At 66.0% G+C, this 16250-nt stretch carries 16 protein-coding genes; 11 read left to right on the top strand and 5 right to left on the bottom strand.

The genetic code is table 11. The features are described from left to right. The first annotated feature begins 90 nt into the window (after positions 1-90). The 4 genes from G7Y82_RS16115 (at position 91) to G7Y82_RS16100 (ending at position 4138) form a co-directional block, all read left to right on the top strand. Positions 91-1764, top strand: coding sequence for a GGDEF domain-containing protein (locus G7Y82_RS16115; RefSeq protein WP_168149167.1), 1674 nt, complete (start codon positions 91-93; stop codon positions 1762-1764). 71 nt (positions 1765-1835) lie between these two features. Continuing rightward, on the top strand, positions 1836-2735 hold the full coding sequence (locus G7Y82_RS16110) for a bifunctional transcriptional activator/DNA repair enzyme AdaA (protein WP_206370771.1): 900 nt from the start codon (positions 1836-1838) through the stop codon (positions 2733-2735). Then, on the top strand, positions 2713-3540 hold the full coding sequence (locus G7Y82_RS21930) for a DNA-3-methyladenine glycosylase family protein (protein ID WP_366515687.1): 828 nt from the start codon (positions 2713-2715) through the stop codon (positions 3538-3540). The genes G7Y82_RS16110 and G7Y82_RS21930 overlap by 23 nt, the downstream gene beginning before the upstream one ends. 217 nt (positions 3541-3757) lie before the next feature. Next, positions 3758-4138 carry a VOC family protein gene (locus G7Y82_RS16100; RefSeq protein ID WP_168149166.1) on the top strand — a complete coding sequence of 127 codons (381 nt, stop codon included), beginning with the start codon at positions 3758-3760 and terminating at the stop codon, positions 4136-4138. Positions 4139-4163: 25 nt separating this feature from the next. Here G7Y82_RS16100 and G7Y82_RS16095 read toward each other — a convergent pair whose 3' ends face one another. Together G7Y82_RS16095 and G7Y82_RS16090 are read right to left on the bottom strand one after the other, a co-directional pair. After that, positions 4164-5294 (bottom strand): CaiB/BaiF CoA transferase family protein, encoded by a 1131-nt coding sequence (locus G7Y82_RS16095; protein ID WP_168149165.1) that lies wholly within the window; start codon positions 5292-5294, stop codon positions 4164-4166. Between the two features lie 154 nt (positions 5295-5448). Then, on the bottom strand, positions 5449-7704 hold the full coding sequence (locus G7Y82_RS16090; RefSeq protein WP_168149164.1) for an acyl-CoA dehydrogenase: 2256 nt from the start codon (positions 7702-7704) through the stop codon (positions 5449-5451). Positions 7705-7945: 241 nt separating this feature from the next. Here G7Y82_RS16090 and G7Y82_RS21745 point away from each other — a divergent pair, with 241 nt between their 5' ends. Together G7Y82_RS21745 and G7Y82_RS16080 are read left to right on the top strand one after the other, a co-directional pair. Further along, entirely contained in the window at positions 7946-8560 is a 615-nt protein-coding gene (locus G7Y82_RS21745; RefSeq protein WP_366515686.1) for a TetR/AcrR family transcriptional regulator, read from the top strand. A gap of 209 nt (positions 8561-8769) precedes the next feature. Next, positions 8770-9417: an MOSC domain-containing protein gene (locus tag G7Y82_RS16080; RefSeq protein ID WP_366515685.1), complete on the top strand. Its 648-nt coding sequence runs from the start codon at positions 8770-8772 to the stop codon at positions 9415-9417. 18 nt (positions 9418-9435) lie between these two features. Here the strand turns inward: G7Y82_RS16080 and G7Y82_RS16075 are convergent, their stop codons facing one another. Then, on the bottom strand, positions 9436-10095 hold the full coding sequence (locus G7Y82_RS16075; RefSeq protein ID WP_168149162.1) for a LysE family translocator: 660 nt from the start codon (positions 10093-10095) through the stop codon (positions 9436-9438). Positions 10096-10112: 17 nt separating this feature from the next. Further along, positions 10113-10871 (bottom strand): glutathione S-transferase N-terminal domain-containing protein, encoded by a 759-nt coding sequence (locus tag G7Y82_RS16070; protein WP_168149161.1) that lies wholly within the window; start codon positions 10869-10871, stop codon positions 10113-10115. An 84-nt stretch (positions 10872-10955) separates the two neighbouring features. Here G7Y82_RS16070 and G7Y82_RS16065 point away from each other — a divergent pair, with 84 nt between their 5' ends. The 5 genes from G7Y82_RS16065 (at position 10956) to G7Y82_RS16045 (ending at position 15574) form a co-directional block, all read left to right on the top strand. Further along, a complete protein-coding gene (locus G7Y82_RS16065) occupies positions 10956-11606 on the top strand; it encodes an RNA polymerase sigma factor (RefSeq protein ID WP_240954357.1) in 651 nt (216 codons plus the stop codon). Further along, positions 11603-12055 (top strand): hypothetical protein, encoded by a 453-nt coding sequence (locus G7Y82_RS16060; protein ID WP_168149160.1) that lies wholly within the window; start codon positions 11603-11605, stop codon positions 12053-12055. Before G7Y82_RS16065 ends, G7Y82_RS16060 begins: the two co-directional genes overlap by 4 nt. Positions 12056-12087: 32 nt before the next feature. Further along, on the top strand, positions 12088-12999 hold the full coding sequence (locus G7Y82_RS16055; protein ID WP_168149159.1) for a DUF4097 family beta strand repeat-containing protein: 912 nt from the start codon (positions 12088-12090) through the stop codon (positions 12997-12999). A gap of 290 nt (positions 13000-13289) precedes the next feature. Beyond that, positions 13290-14720 carry an NAD-dependent succinate-semialdehyde dehydrogenase gene (locus G7Y82_RS16050; RefSeq protein WP_168149158.1) on the top strand — a complete coding sequence of 477 codons (1431 nt, stop codon included), beginning with the start codon at positions 13290-13292 and terminating at the stop codon, positions 14718-14720. Between the two features lie 101 nt (positions 14721-14821). Beyond that, positions 14822-15574, top strand: a complete 753-nt coding sequence (locus G7Y82_RS16045; RefSeq protein ID WP_168149157.1) for a TetR/AcrR family transcriptional regulator — start codon at positions 14822-14824, stop codon at positions 15572-15574. A gap of 125 nt (positions 15575-15699) precedes the next feature. Here the strand turns inward: G7Y82_RS16045 and G7Y82_RS16040 are convergent, their stop codons facing one another. Beyond that, positions 15700-16227, bottom strand: a complete 528-nt coding sequence (locus tag G7Y82_RS16040; RefSeq protein ID WP_168149156.1) for a PadR family transcriptional regulator — start codon at positions 16225-16227, stop codon at positions 15700-15702. Positions 16228-16250: the final 23 nt, after the last annotated feature.

Raw genomic sequence — 16250 nt, 5'->3', positions numbered from 1 at the left:
ATCTGCTGAAGACAATGCGGGCGTCATGGTGATTTTCAGCGTTGTTATAGGCGCCGTTGCTTCTGCTTTGCGAGGCTGTGCATGCCGCGCATGAGCCGGTTGCGCCGCTCCGGTATGCCGACCTGGCCGGCGCTCGCAGCGCTCGGCGTTGCCGGCCTGATCGTCGTGATTTACGTCTGGGTGCTCGCCCATGCGCCGCGCGCGCTGACGCCGGCGTCGGAGCCGTCGCTGCAGGTCGACTGGCAGGCCGCGACGATCGCCGCGTCACCGGCGCCGTCGGGTTGGCAGCCGTATGGCGCCGACACCTTGTTGCCGCGTAGCGGCGACGGCAGCTGGCTGCGCGTCCGCCCGATTGCCGGACGCTGGCCGGACGGCGACCGATTGCTGGTCATCGAGCAGCCTGGCTACGGTGCGATTTCGCGCAACGTCGATGGGCGCGAGATCGACCGACGCCGCTGGAGCGATGGTCGTCAGCCCGGCACCTGGCATGTGCTCGGTGGCCTGGTTTACGCCATCGATGCCGACGCCCGCCGCGATGGAGGCATCGTGCTACGGCTGTGGCCTCACGGCGAGCTCGATTCGCATCCGGCGTTCGCCCTGCTGACGCCGTCGCAGTTGTCGTTGCGCGATACGACGGCGACGCTGATCAGTGGCTGCCTGCTGGCGACGATGTTCGCGTTCGCGCTGTTGGCGCTGCCGGCCGGCGCGATGCTGCGCGAGCCGGTGTTCTTCGCCTATGCGCTGTATCTGGGCAGCTATACATTCTTGTTCTACCTCATCAGCGGTCTGGCGTTCTCGCCGCTGCCGGCGTCGCTGTTCACCGCCGACCCGCAGTGGTGGGGGCGGCTGGCGACCGGCGTCGCCGTCTGGGCCGCGACAGTCTTTCTCAGCGGCTTTGCTGATCTGCGTCGTTATGCTCCGCGGCTGCGCTGGGCGGTGCTCGGCGCCGGCTGGCTGGTGTTGCTGCCGACGCTGGCCACACAGTTCGACGACAGCATTCGCGGCTTCATGCGCCATTTGATCAATCCGCTGCTGGTGTTGACCGGTCCCTTGCTGTTGTTCACCGCCGCCTGGGCCTGGTGGCGCGGCTCGCGCTATGCCGGTTTCTTCCTCATTGGCTGGGCGCCGCTGCTGACGATCACCGCCCTGGAATCGGCCGGCGTCGTCGCCTTGCGGCCGGGCACGCCGTTCGGCGATTACGGCCAGTTGTCGGCGGGGCTGTTCGAATCGTTCGTGCTGATGTTCGGCCTCGGCGATCGGGCATTCGCGCTTCAGGCCGCGCTGGAGCTGGCGCGGCGTCAGGCCGTCGCCGATCCGCTGACCGGCCTCTACAACCGTCGCGGCTGGCGCGAATTGCTGGACGCCGAACCGGCCGACGTCGTGCTCTATCTCGACATCGATCATTTCAAGGCCCTCAACGATCGTTATGGGCATGCGCAGGGTGACGAGGCCCTGCGCCACATCGGCGCCGCACTGCAGGCGCGGCTGCGTCGCGGCGATCTCGCCGCGCGCTACGGCGGCGAGGAATTCGTCGTCGCGTTGTATGACTGCACACAGGAAGACGCAGCCGCATGGGCCGAAGCCTTGCGCGCCGACGTGCACGCACTGGCGCTGGGGCCGGACGGTGCACCGCTGACGCTCAGCGTCGGCGTCGCCGCACGTCGCGACGGCGAGCGTATCGATCGCTGGCTGGAACGGGCCGACGCGGCGATGTACGCCGCCAAGCAAGGCGGCCGCGATCGCGTCGTCATCGCGGCCGGCTGAGCGCGCGCAAGATCCGGATTTCGGCGGTCCGGGGCAGGGCCTAAGGTGCTCGCCTACACTGAACGCGGAAGATGAATATGCACGCTCCCGATCACCAAGCGACCCCGCCGGACCCGGCGCCCCCTGCCGATGAGGCCGCGCGCATCGCCGAGGCTTGCCGACATATCGAAGCGCATGCCGATGAGCGGCTGTCGCTGGCCTCGCTCGCGGCAGGTGCCGGCCTGAGTCCTTTTCATTTCCAGCGCCGCTTCAAGGCGGTGGTCGGCGTTACGCCCAAGCAATATGCCGATGCCTGCCGGCTCGGCACGCTGCGCCGCGAGCTGCGCAGCTCGCCGTCGGTCAGCGACGCGATCTACGGTGCCGGCTACGGCTCGACCAGTCGCGTCTACGAGAAGATCGACACCCGGCTCGGCATGACGCCGGCCGAATACCGCGCCGGAGGGCAGGGCGTTGCGATCTCCTATGCACACGGCGACACGCCGCTCGGTCCGGTCCTGATCGGCGCCAGCGATCGCGGCATCTGCTTCTTGCAGTTCGGTGACGCCGCCGCGGCACTGCTTGCGGCGCTGCGCGACGAATATCCGGCCGCACGCATCGCGCCGATGGCGGCCGAGCAGGCGGGCCTGTTTGGCGACTGGATGCAGCGTCTCGGCGAGCATCTGCAGGGTCGTCGTCCGCGCCTCGATCTGCCACTGCACACGCGCGGCACGGCATTCCAGCTCGAAGTCTGGAACTACCTGCAGACGATTCCGTACGGCGAGCTGCGTTCGTATACCGAAGTCGCGCAGGCGCTCGGCAGGCCGAACGCGGTACGCGCCGTCGCCCGCGCCTGTGCGACCAACAAGGTGGCCCTGCTGATTCCCTGTCACCGCGTCATCCGCGGCGATGGCGCCCTGGCCGGCTATCGCTGGGGCCTGGCGCGCAAGCGCACCTTGATCGATACCGAGCGTGCGCATCGTGACGGCGAGTGAGAGCGCCGCCGCGCCTGACATCGCCTATTTCACGATCGCCGTCCGCCCGCCGTTTCCGTGGCGGGCGCTGCTCGACTACCTGGCCACCCGATTGACCGAAGGCCTGGAGTCGATCGAAGACGGCTGCTATCGGCGCTACGACGGTCACGCGCAGGTGCAGGTCACCTACGACGCACCGAGCCGGCGGCTCTGCGTCGGGGCCGGCGGGCTGGCACCGCTTGCGGCCGCGCGCCACGTCGAGCGCTTGTTCCAGCCGCAGTACGACGGCCGTGCGGTCGAAGCGGCGCTGGCGCAGCATGCCTTGTTCGCCGCGCGCATCGAGCGCTGCCCCGGCTTTCGTCCGCTCGGCTGCTGGTCGCCGTTCGAGCTCTGCGTGCGCACGCTGATCGGTCAGCAGGTCACGGTTGCCGCGGCACGAACGCTGATGGCGCGCTTGGTCGCCCGCTGCGGCACGCTGACCCCGGCCGCCGTACGGCGCGCCGACCTGACGGGAATCGGCATGCCGGGCCGCCGCGTTGCCGCGATCGTCGCGTTGGCGAACGCGGTCGCGGAGGACGCGCTTGATCTCGATGCCGGCTGGCCGGTACTCGATGCGCGCCTCGCGCAACAGCCCGGCTTCGGCCCATGGACGCGTGCCTACCTCGCGATCCGCCTCGGCCGTGATCTCGACGCCTTCCCCGAACAGGACATCGGTCTGCTGCGCGCCGCCGGCGCCGACAGTGCCCGCGCCCTGCGCACCCAATCCGAAGCCTGGCGCCCGTATCGCGGACACGCCGCGACTCTGCTGTGGGCGGTCGCGCCGTGAGGGCGGCGGGATCGTCGGTCTATCGGCTCGTCGAAGTCTTGGGACAACGCTGCGACGTTGCGCATCTCTGGGTCGTTGCGGACAGCGCCGCGCAATTGCAGGCGCGGTTGTCGATTCTGCAGCGGATCACGTTCAAGTCGCCGTAACGAGCCTGCGTCAGCTGTTACGGCTTATGCTCGGTGCGGGTGTCGCACAACGACGGCGTGACGGGGGCATCATGAATCGAGTCATCGGTGTGGGCGGTATTTTCCTGCGGGCCAGAGACCCGGCAGCCTTGGGCGCCTGGTACCGCAGGCATCTCGGTATCGATGTGCAGTCCTGGGGCGGGGCGGTGTTTCGCTGGGGCGACGGGGCGGGCGACCCGGCAAACGGCACGACTGTCTGGTCGGTCGGCGACGGCGGCAACTTCGCGCCGAGTACGGCGCCGTTCATGGTCAACTATCGCGTTGCCGATCTGCACGGGCTGTTGGAGCTGCTGCGTGCCGAAGGCTGCGAGGTGCTGGACGCGGCCGAGGAGTCCGAGTTCGGCATCTTCGGCTGGGTCATGGATCCGGAAGGCAACAAGGTGGAGCTCTGGCAGCCGCCGACCGGCGCCTGAGTTGTCGCGGCTTGCCGCTGACGTTTCAGCAGGCACCGGCCTGGCGCAGCTGCGCCAGCGCGCCGTCGTCGAGTCCGAGTGCGCGCAGTACGTCGTCGGTATCGGCGCCGGCCGCCGGCGCCGCGCGGCCGGGCGCCGGGCGGGCATCGACGAATTGCAGCGGCATGCCGATCGCCGGCTTGCCGTCGCTGTCGTCGACCAGACCACGTGCGCGCACCTGCTCGTTGGCCAGCGCTTCTTCGAGTGTGTAGATGCCGCTGGTGCAGGCGTCGTGCGGCGCCAGCAGCGTCTCCCATTCGTCGCGGCTGCGGGTCTTGAATAACGCTGCCGTCTGTTCGTGCAATGCCTTGAGGTCGTGGTCGCGCGCCGCCAGCTCCGGATGACCGGCGGCGGCACAAAACGCCGTCCAGAACTTCGGTTCGAGCGCGCCGAGTGCGAACCACCGGCCGTCCGCGCACTCGTAGAGGCGGTAGTTCGGTAGCGCGCCGGTCAGCATGTCGGCGCCGCGCGGCAAGGTCCGGCCGCGCTCGCGCAGCGAGGTCAGCGCCGCCACTTGCAGGGCCAGCGTGCCGTCGAGCATCGCACTGTCGACGAAGCAACCGTGACCGGACGCGCGCGCGCCGTGCAGTGCCGCGAGGATGCCGATCGCGCAGGTCAGCGCGCCGCCGGCCAGGTCGGCGATCTGCGTGTTCGACAGCGCCGGGCCGGCGGCATTGCCGATCTGGTCGAGCGCGCCGGCGTAGGCGCAATAGTTCATGTCGTGACCGGCGCGGTCGCGGTACGGGCCGCTCTGGCCGTAGCCGGTCAGCGATGCATAGACCAGCCGTGGATTGAGGGCTTTCAATGCGTCGTAACCGCAGCCGAGACGATCCATGACGCCGGGCCGGAACGACTCGATCAGCACGTCGGCGTCGGCGACCAGCCGCCGCAAGACGGCGACGCCTTCGGGCTTGCGCAGGTCCAGCGTCAGCGAACGCTTGTTGCGATTGACGAGCGCGAACAGCTCCGGCGACAGCGTGCGACCGTACTCGCCGCCGGGCTCCTCGATCTTCACGATCTCGGCGCCGAGCTGTCCGAGATAGAGCGTGCAGAACGGTCCCGGCAGCAGGCGCGACAGGTCGAGCACGCGCACGCCGGCAAGCAGCGGATTGGACATGAGGTCTCCTCGATGGATCTTGTCGTGAAGCGATTCCCGCACGAAATTCTGACATCTGATCGCGCCGCCCTGCAGGGCGGCCGGCGAGCATGACCGAACACAAAAAAGCCCGCCTGCATCATGCACAGGCGGGCTTGGGCGCGACGGGAGTCGATCAGCTGTTGACGGCCATCTTGTACTCGATGCCGTCGGCCGGCGTCACTTCCGCGAAGTACTGCTCCGGCTTGAACGCGTCGACCTCGATCGCGGCCAGGCGCGCGGCCTGCGCGTCCTTCAGCGCCTGCGCCTGCTCGGCACTGATGACGCCGGCCTTGACGGCCTCGTCGGCGATGTCGGCCGGCGTGTAGCCGCGCGGCAGCTTGCGCGCACGCTGTGCCTTGGCAACGGTGTCGTAGGCGGTCTGCGTGGCGCTGACCAGCTTGAACGCCTTGAACAGACGTGCCATGCCGAATTCCTCGTTCTTCGGCATGAAGACGTTGGCGGCGAGGCGCTCGTACTGCGGCGTGTAGTGCTGAATGGTGCGCGCGGCGCGCACCGACAGATCGTCCTTGGGCATCGCGCCGACCGGGTTCAGACGTGCCTCGAACACGCCGACCGTCTTCATCCACGCGCCCATCGGGCCGTCGAAGTTCTGGTAGATGCCGACATAGGCGTCCTGCACCTGCGCCAGCGCGTATTCGCAGGCGTACTGCACCAGCGGCAGGTCTTCGGTCTTGCGGCCTTCGGCTTCGTAGCGACGCAGGGCGCCGAGCGCGAGAATCTGCCAGGCCAGCGCATCGGCGTAGCGGCCAGTCAGCTTGCCACGCGCCTTGAGCTTGCCGCCGATCGCGAACATCGCCAGATCGGTCAGCACGCCGTAGCGCGCCGCCGTCCAGCCGAGGCGCTTGTAGTACTTGCGCGTTTCCGGCGCCACGTCCGGCACCTTCACAAACGCGCCGCGCGTCAGGAAGTGCCACTCGGCGCGGAACAGGCCGCCGATGAAGTGGCCGATCCAGCCGAGCAGGTTCTTGCGGAACTTCGGCACATCGCTGTTTTCGACCGCGTGCACCACGTTCAGCGCGTACGGATGGCAGCGCGTCGCGCCCTGGCCGAAGATCATCAGCGTGCGCGTCATGATGTTCGCGCCTTCGACGGTGATCGACACCGGCGCCGACTTGTACATCGCGCCGAGGATGTTGTTCGGACCCTGCATTACACCGGCGCCGGAGAACACATCCATGCCGTCGGTCACGAGCTGCCGCCCGATCTCGGTGGTGTAGGCCTTCATCACCGACGACACCACCGGCGGCTGGATGCCGTTGTCGACGGCGGTGCAGCCGAAGATGCGCGCGCCTTCGAGCATGTACGACAGCGCCGCCATCTTGCCGACCTTGTCCTCGATGCCTTCCATCTGGCCGATCGAGATGCCGAACTGCTGGCGCACCGTCGAGTACGCACCGGTCATCGCCGCGGCGACGCGGGCATTGCCGATCGCGCCGGCCGGCAGCGAGACCATGCGGCCGCCGGCGAGCTGTTCCATCAGCATGCGCCAACCCTGGCCGGCGTAATCGGCGCCGCCGATGATGTTGCCGACCGGCACCACCACGTCCTTGCCGATCAACGGGCCGTTGTAGAACGGATCGCCGATCGGGTCGTGATGATCGCCATTGCTGAAGCCCGGCGTGCCCTTGTGCAACAGCACGCAGGTGATGCCGACGTCCTCGCCCTTGCCGAGCAGGTTGTCCGGGTCGTGCACGCGGCAGGCGATGGTCGCCAGATTCGCTAGCGGCGCCAGCGTGATGTAGCGCTTGCGGAAGTTGAGCTTGAGCTTCAGCTCGCCGTCGCTATCGCGGAACACCAGGCCTTCAGCCTTGATGCTGGCGGCGTCGGAGCCGGCGGTCGGCTCGGTCAGGCCGAAGCACGGCACGTACTCGCCGGTCGCCAGCTTCGGCAGATAGTCGTCCTTCTGCTGCTGCGTGCCGTAGTGCTTGATCAGCTCGGCGGCGCCCAGCGAGTTCGGAATGACGACGAAGGTGCCGACCGCGCCGTTGTACGCCGACAGCTTGGCCATGATCGTCGAGATCGCCAGCGTCGAGAACTGCAGGCCGCCGTACTGCTTCGGAATCAGGAACGACATGAAGCCGTTCTTCTTCACGAACTCGAAGACTTCGTCGGGAATGCGCTTGGTGCGCTGGATGTCGTAGCGATTGAACATCGCCAGCAGTTCTTCGCAGGGGCCGTCGATGAACGCCTGTTCCTCGGCGGTGAGCTGGCCGTAGGGTTCGGCGAGAATCTTTGCAAAATCCGCCTGGCCGGCAAAGAACTGACCGTCGATCCACACCGAGCCGGCCTCGAGCGCCTGACGCTCGGTATCCGAAATCTGCGGCAGGATCTTGTTGGCCTGCATCCACTTCATCAGTGCGCTGAACATGAGCCTCTCCAATCAATAAGGGTTGCGGACGGTCCGGGCCTGATCCTCGTTCGACTTGCGCCAATGGGTAACGAAAATTACCATCGGTTCAGCCTGCAGTCGGTGATCGCAGGAAAGGGCGCAGAGCGCGTCCTGAAAATTTTTCCGATTCCACTGTAGCGAGCAGGCTTTCAGAGGTCAATACGCTGGCGTATGGATCGGCTCGATGAGGCGGTAAGCGCTGTTACTGAAGGAGTTTTTTGTGCGACGCACTGATGCGGTGGTGAGCGACCGGGCGCAGCTCGACGCGGCAACCAAGGCTCGGATCGAGCAGGCCGTGCTCGATGTCTTCGCCGACCGGGAGTTTCACCGGGTTGGCCTGATCGAGGTCGCGCGCGCGGCCAACGTCTCGCTGCAGACCATTTACAAGTACTACGGCAGCAAGGAAGAGCTGCTGTTTTCGAGCATGGACGTGTGGCTCAGCAAGCTGACCGCACGCATGATCGACCACCTGCAAGGCATCGAGGACTACAAAGAGCGTCTGCGCAAGGTGTTCTGGGTGACGCTCGACTTCTTCGAGAAAAACCCCAAGCTCGTGCAACTGCAGATGAGCTCGGTCTACGTCAACACCTGGCGCAAGCAGGAGCACTTCGACAATCCGCAGCTGTTCGGCACCTTCCTCAAGGTGCTGCATGAGGGTCGCGAAAAAGGCGTGATCACCGACGAGGTCGACGAGAAGTTCGTGCTCGACTTCATCATCGGCCTGCTGATGCGCCTGGCGCAGATGTATGTGCACCGTGGCATGAAGGAATCGCTGACGGCGCAGGCCAATCCTTTGTTTGAGATGCTCTGGCGGGCCATCTCCAAGAAGCCCTGAATTCGCCTACTGCGCGTCCGGATTTCGCGCCGGCGATGCTCGCCGTACTCATGTACGGCTGTGCGTCGCCAACGCGAACTCCGGCCTGCTCGCGACGGCGCCTTCAGGGCTTCTATTTCAGAACTTCTATTTAGACGCTTTCCGGGCGGCGTTCGTGATCGCGTGACGGCGATGCGGCGGGCTTCTAGACTCGCGGCATGGAAACGATCGTGACGCAGATTTTTGCCGGGTCGGTGCAGGCGATGCCGGACGACGGGCGGCCGACGGGGATCTTCAAGCAGCCGGTGAGCGGTGAGGTCGAGATCGGCGTCGAGGGCATTACCGTCGATGCGCAAGCCGACCGCCGTGTACATGGCGGGCCGGACAAGGCGGTGCATCAGTTTCCGGCGCGCAACTACGCGCGCTTCGCCGCCGCGTTTCCACCGCTCGCGTCCAAACTGATACCCGGTTCGATCGGCGAGAACCTGACGACGGCGGACTGGACCGAGGAAGACGTTTGCATCGGCGATGTCTTCGCGATCGGCAGCGTGCGCCTGCAACTCAACCAGCCGCGCTCGCCGTGCTGGAAGATCGACGCGCGCTACGGCGTTGATGGTCTGACGCGCTTTGTCGCCGAGCACGGCTTGGCCGGTTGGTATTTCCGCGTGCTCGAAGCGGGTCGCTGCCGGGCCGGCGATACCTTGACATTGATCGATCGCCAGGCCGATCCGGTCAGCCTGCGCGAATACTGGGACTTGAGAGCAACGACGCGGCCCGACCGCGCCCGCCTTCAGCATCTGATCGACACGCCCGGTCTTGCCGAGGACAAGCGGCAGGGCTGGGTGCGCCGGCTCGAATGGCTGGAGGCGCAGCGCTGAGCAATCGCCGCCGCACGGCTAGCGATAGAACCAGGCGGCCGTGGTCCGCACGATCACGAACAAACCGAGCGCAACGAGGATCACGCCCATCGCCTGGTCGATGCGCTGTGCGTGACGGCGCAGGGCGCGGCGCAGGCCAGCGTGCGACAGCAGCATGGCCAGGGTTGCGAACCACGCGAAGGTGGTCAGTGGCAGCCACAGCGCCAGCACGACCATTAGCCAGGTGGCGATCGGGCCGCTGACCACCGCCGTGAACAGGGCGACGAAGAACAGCGTCGCCTTGGGGTTCAGCACATTGGTGCCGAGCCCGGCCGTGTAGTCGCGCCAGGCGCTGCCGGCGGTGGTGGGCACGGGTATCGGCTCGCCGTCATCGCTGGCCGCCGCCGGCGGTGCGCGCAGCGCCTTGCTGCCCATCCAGATCAGGAACGCCGCGCCGGCCAGGGCGATGATCGACAGCGCCCACGGAAACGTGCGGGTCAGCCAGGCGAGACCGAACAGGCCGTAGGCAACATGGAAAAAGATGCCGCTGCCGATGCCGGCGGCCGTCCACAGACCGGCGGCGCGGCCACGCGCGAGCGACTGGCGCACGACGATGGCGAAGTCCGGGCCGGGGCTGGCGACGCCGAGCGCATGCGCAGCGGCCACCGCGCCGAATACCGCAAGCCCGCTAGCGGCCATGGCGAAGTCGCGGCATGTCAGGCGGCATAGGTCTGATTCAGATAGGCGAGGATGTCGGCCGACTCGAACATCTCGACGCCGGTATTCGGGTCGATCAGATACGGCACCTGCACGCGGGCGGTCCGTTCGAGCAGGGCGCGGCGGTTGCGCGACGTGCCCTTCTCGGCCTTGAACCAGCGGTCACGGACGATCGGCGGGCCGATGTCGGTCTTCGCGCCCTTGCCCATGTTGTGCAGCAGATACGGCAGCTCCAGCTCGCAGAGCCGCTCGCGCACGAGGCGCGAATACGGGCTCGATTCGAAGCTGTACAGCTCCAGCGGCTGGGCGGCGGGCTTGGAGGGACGCGCCATCAAGCCGCGGCCGGCGCCGGCGGCGCTGGCCAGCGACGAGCTGGCCAGCTTGATTTCGCGCATCACGCCGCGCGCCCCGCGCACGCGCCCGTCGTAGGTGCGCGCCAGGTATTCGATGATGTCGGCCGACTCGTAAAGCACCGTGCCGGTGTTCGGGTCGACCAGCAACGGGAACTGCGCCTTGCCGCCGAGCGCCTCGGCCTGCGGGCGAAAGCGCGTGCCGCCTTTCGGGCAGGGGTAGACGAGCACGTCGAGGTCCAGCTCGGTCAGTGCCTCGCGCAGCAGCCGGCAGTACGGGCAGGCCTCGAACTCGTAGAGTTGCAGCGGTTGTTCCGGCTGGCGCCGGGCGCGGCGCATGACCATAGCGCCGCGCCAGCCGGCGAGGCTGCTGACGAGCACCGATCGCGTCACGTTGAGGGTCTGCATGGTCGTGCCTGAAAGCGAAGGGCCGCCATTTTTAAACGCTTTGCCGGTTCGCTGCATCTATCTGGCGTGAACGGGACGAATGCCATGGATGCGATGACCTGGGGTGCGTGGAGCGCGATGCCGCGACGCGAGCGGCGCAGCGACGGTGCTAGGCTGCCGGCGCAGGCGATGGGCCGCTTGCGCGAGGGGAGCGCGGTGGACGAGGCGGACGACAAGGATTTGGCGGTACGCGCGGCGCAGGGTGACGCGCCGGCCTTCGAGCAGCTCTACCGGCGTCACGTGGCCCGTATCCACGGATTGTGCGTGCGCCTGGTCGACGGCGACCGCGCCAAGGCCGAGCAGTACACGCAGGACGCTTTCGTGCGCGCGTGGGAAAAACTCGGCAGCTTTCGCGGCGACGCGCAGTTCTCGACCTGGCTGCATCGTCTGACCGTGAACCTGGTGCTCGGTGAATACCGACTGCTGAAGCGTTGGGTGACGTTCGAGGATGCCGGCGTCGATGGTGACGGCGACGGACTGGAGTCCGGCGAGCATCCGCAACAGCGCGTCGGCGAGCGCTTGGATCTGGAACGTGCGCTGGCGAAGTTGCCGAAGGGCGCGCGCACCGTGCTGTGGCTGTATGACGTCGAAGGCTATGCCCACGAGGAAATCGCCGAGCTGACTGGGATTGCGGTCGGCACGTCGAAGGCGCAGTTGCATCGCGCTCGCAAACTGATGAGAGAGTGGCTGTCATGAATGCACACGACGAAGCGGAAGACGACACGCCGATTGCCGGCCTGCAGCAGCTCAGCCGTGAGGTCGAGCCGGCCCGCGATCTGTGGCCGGGTATCGCGCCGCGCCTCAAGCCGCGCCGCCGTCTGGGCGCCAATGGCTGGATGAGCCTGGCCGCCGCGGCCTGTGTGGCGGCGGTGGTCGGTCTTGCGGTGCTGCGGCCGGCGCCGACGTCATCGCCGGCCGGTGCCTCGGCTGCGACGCCGGAGGTGGCCTACGCGCCGGACCTCACCGCGGTGCCGGGCAGCCGTGCGCTGGTCAAGGCCAACCTGCAGTTGTCCCGCGACTACGAGCAACAGATCCGCCGCGCGCTGCGGCAAGACCCCCATTCCGCCTCGTTGCGACGGCTGCTGTTGACGACGCAGCAAAGCAACGACGAACTACACCGCATGCTGGTGGCGCAGGCCACCTGAAGCGATACCCGAATTCGATGGAGCACCAAGCGATGAAAACTCTGCACACCTTTTCCGTGGCGGCGGCGCTGCTCGCAGCCAGCATCAGTGGCGCCGTCTACGCCAGTACGCCGATCGACGAAACGCGTCCGCTGGCCGCCGACGGCAAGCTCAGCGTCACCAATACCGCCGGCAGCATCGTCGTCAAAGGCTGGGATCGCAACGAGGTCAAGCTCAGCGGCAAACTCGGCGACGACGTCGAGAAGCTCGACATCAGCGGCGATGCGCAATCGCTGCAGGTCGTCGTGCGCTACCCGAAGAACCATCACGGCAGCATCGACGACACCGAGTTGACGCTGAACGTGCCGACCCGAGCGACCTTGGATCTGAACGGCGTCAGCGCCGACATCAAGGTCAACGAGGTCGGCGGTCCGCTCACGGCCAAGAGCGTCAGCGGCGATGTGACCTTGGCGGTCAGCAGTGCTCAGATCAAGGCAAGCAGCGTCAGCGGCGACGTCAACGTACAGGGGCCATCGTACAGTGCCGATGTGCATTCCCCGTCATTCAAAACCACGCTCAACTCCGTCAGCGGGGATCTCAAAGCCAAAGGGTTGCGAGGTGAGCTGACGGCGGAAACGGTGTCCGGCAATCTGTCTTTGCAGGGCGGTAGCTTCAAGACGCTGAAGTTGCAGAGCGTGTCCGGCGATCTCGATCTGAAACTGGGGCTCGACAAGGGCGCGCAGCTCAGCGCCGAGACGCTATCGGGTGACATCGAGCTGCGCTTCGACAAGACGCCGGACGCCAAGCTGACGATGAAGACCTTCAGCGGCGACCTGCGCAATCGCTACAGTGATGACGACAATGACGACGATCGCCACAGCCTGTCGACGACGCTCGGCAGCGGCGATGGTCGCATCGATCTGCACAGCTTCAGCGGTGACATCGAGGTCGGTTCGCAGAACTGAAGCTTCAGTCGCGTGAAACAAGGGCGGCGCCTCAGCGCCGCCCTTTTTGCTGCCCGCATTTCGCCCCGTACGATTTGACGCGGTGCCCGGCAGCTCCGATCTCGTTGTCTTGTGCCGCGCACTGTCAGTACATCTGCGTTCACAATGGATCGGTGCGCTGACTGAGTTGAGCGGCAATCGCCAGACCCCGCGGCGAGCAGTGAATCGCAAGACGCCGCGTTCAGCTGCGATGCCGGCCAGCGATGTTTGTATAAATTTACTGAACTGAATTTTTGGATGAGGAACAAGCGATGACGGATTTGATGCGCGAAGCCTGCCTGATCGACGGCCAATGGGTGACGGCCGATCAATGGATCGATGTCGATGATCCGGCGACGGGTGAGCGCATCGGCCGTGTGCCGCGCTGCAGCGGTGCGCAGACTCAGCAGGCGATCGATGCTGCGGAACGGGCGATGGGGTCATGGGCGCGGCGCCCGGCCAAGGAGCGTGCGGCGGTGCTGCGCCGCTACTTCGATCTGATCATGGCGCGCCAGGACGAACTGGCGGCGCTGCTGACGCGCGAGCAGGGCAAGCCGCTGGCCGAGGCGCGTGGTGAGATTGCCTATGCTGCCGGCTTCATCGAGTGGTTCGGCGAAGAAGCCAAGCGCGTCTATGGCGACGTGCTACCGAGCCATGCCGACGACAAACGCATCGTCGTGCTCAAACAGCCGATCGGTGTCGTCGCCGCCATCACGCCGTGGAATTTTCCAGCGGCGATGATCACGCGCAAGATCGGCCCGGCGCTCGCCGCTGGTTGCGGCGTGGTTCTGAAGCCGGCGTCGCAGACGCCGTTCACCGCCTTGGCACTGGCGGCGCTGGCGCAGGAGGCTGGCCTGCCGGACGGTTTGTTCAACGTGGTGACCGGCAGTGCCGCGGAAATCGGTGACGTGCTGACGTCCAGCGAAACGGTGCGCAAGCTGTCGTTTACCGGATCGACCGAGGTTGGCGCCAAGCTCTACGAACAAAGTGCACCGTCGATCAAGAAGCTGAGCCTCGAACTCGGCGGCAACGCGCCGTTCATCGTCTTCGATGACGCTGATCTCGATGCCGCTGTCGTCGGCGCAATCCAGTCGAAGTTCCGTAACGCGGGGCAGACCTGCGTCTGCGCCAATCGCATCTATGCGCAGGCCGGTATCTATGACGCGTTTGTCGAAAAGCTGGCGGCGGCGACCGCCAAACTGAAGGTCGCGCCCGGCACCGAAGAAGGCGCCGAGATCGGCCCGCTGATCGACGACAAGGCGGTAAAAAAAGTCCGCGAACACATTGCCGATGCCGTATCGCAAGGCGCATCGGTGGTCACCGGCGGCGAGCCGCATACGCGCGGCGGTCGCTTCTTCGCGCCGACGGTGTTGTCGGGCGTCACGCAGTCGATGCTGATTGCACGCGAGGAGACCTTCGGCCCGGTGGCGCCGGTCTTCCGCTTCGAGACCGACGACGATGCCATCGCGATGGCCAACGACACGCCGTTTGGCCTGGCCTCCTATTTCTACGCGCGCGATCTGGGGCGCGTCTGGCGGGTGGCCGAAGGCATCGAAGCCGGCATCGTCGGCGTCAACACCGGTCTGATCTCCACCGAGCTGGCGCCGTTCGGCGGCGTCAAGCTGTCCGGCCTCGGTCGTGAGGGCTCGCGCTACGGCATCGAGGACTATCTGGAGATCAAGTACGTCTGCCTGAGTATCTGAATGTAAGCAGCCCTGTCCTTTGCAAAATTATTGAATGTAGACTCTGACGATATCGAGCAACAGCACTGATTCGGTATCGCATTTTTCAGAGAGACAAAATTTTGAAAGCGAATAACACCCCAGAAGGCGGGTCGGGCCGACGGCGCGATCCTGCCGGGACGCGACTGCGAATTCTTGAGGCCGCGGGCGAATTGTTGGCGAGAGACGGATCAGAGGGTTTGAGTGTTCTGCAGGTTGCGCAGATGGCCGGCGTCAATCGTGGCACGGCCTATCAGCACTTCCAGTCACGCGAACAATTGCTGGAAGCGACGACCCGTTGGGTCAGCGAACAGTTGTGCCAAGCCGTATTTGGTGATCAGCCTGCGGTAGTGTCGCCCAAACGAGGCCGCGGCAAGGCCGCTTCCCCAGACGAGCAAACGGCGATGATGCCGGAGCATGTCATCGGCAATATGGCGCAATTTGCGATGCGCAATCCAGAGTTGGGAAGGGCGTGGATGTTTCATGTGCTCAGCTCTCCCAACCCGGCGAGCGATCCGTTCTGGAAGCAATACCGACAGCGGTTCGAGCGATTTGCCGAGACCGACGCAGCTCAGCCGGGCATCGATATTGATGTGCACACGGTCCTGATGATCGTCAGCGCCTTTCTGTGGCCTGTGTGGGTGCGAGCGCACGCACGCTCCGCAAAGGACCGAGAGGAAATGGCGCAGCGCTTCTCCGGAGAAATGATTCGTCTGAGCCTGTACGGCAATGTTCGTCCTGAAAGATTTCCGGAGTTGGTCGCGAAATTGCCGCGCAACACGAAAAAGAAGACGACGAAGAAAAAGCGCGCAAGCGTTTCCGGCTCGCGGAAGTAGAGGGTAGGAGTCGACTCCCGGCGTGCACGCCGGCTTCAGGTTGACGGGGAATGCCAGCACGATGCCGGGCGGCGCGTCTCGGTTGTGCGCCGTGAGCCGCCACTCAGGTGATCGAAGCTGAGTGATTACAGCTCGCCCATCACCTCGTCGCACCAGGCCAGCCACGTCTCCTCGAAGCGAATGCCCAGCTTCAGTGTCAGCAGCGGATGGTGATAGCGCTGGCGCACAGCGGCTGGCAGCTTGCCCATCTGCTCGTATAGCACGCGGTACAGCTGTAGCGTCTTTTCGTGCTCCAGGCGATGGCTTTCCACTTCCGCGCGCAAGGCCTCCGGCTGCAGGCGCCGGCCGCAGAAGATCTTCACCAGCAGCGGATCGCGGATCTTGGTCGGGCTCGCCGCCTTGGCCAGCAGCGCATCCAGTTCGTCGGCGCCGCGCGCGCTCAGCGAATAGACCTTCTTGTCCGGCCGGCTTTCCTGGCTGACCGTCTCGCAGTCCACCAGCCCTTGTTCGTGCAGACCGTGCAACTCCTTGTAGAGCTGCTGATGCGTGGTCTGCCAGAAGAAGCCCAGCGAGCTTCGGAAGCGCTGCAGCAGCGCATAGCCCGAGCCGGGTTCCAGATCGAGCAGGCCCAGCACCGCCAGTTTCAGGGACATCGAGCACTCCGTTGCAGGCGCGT

Source organism: Solimonas marina, assembly GCF_012241385.1.
Taxonomy (GTDB): Bacteria; Pseudomonadota; Gammaproteobacteria; order Nevskiales; family Nevskiaceae; genus Solimonas; species Solimonas marina.
The sequence above is the reverse complement of the archived record's forward strand: the minus strand, read 5'-3'. Positions and strand labels throughout refer to the sequence as shown.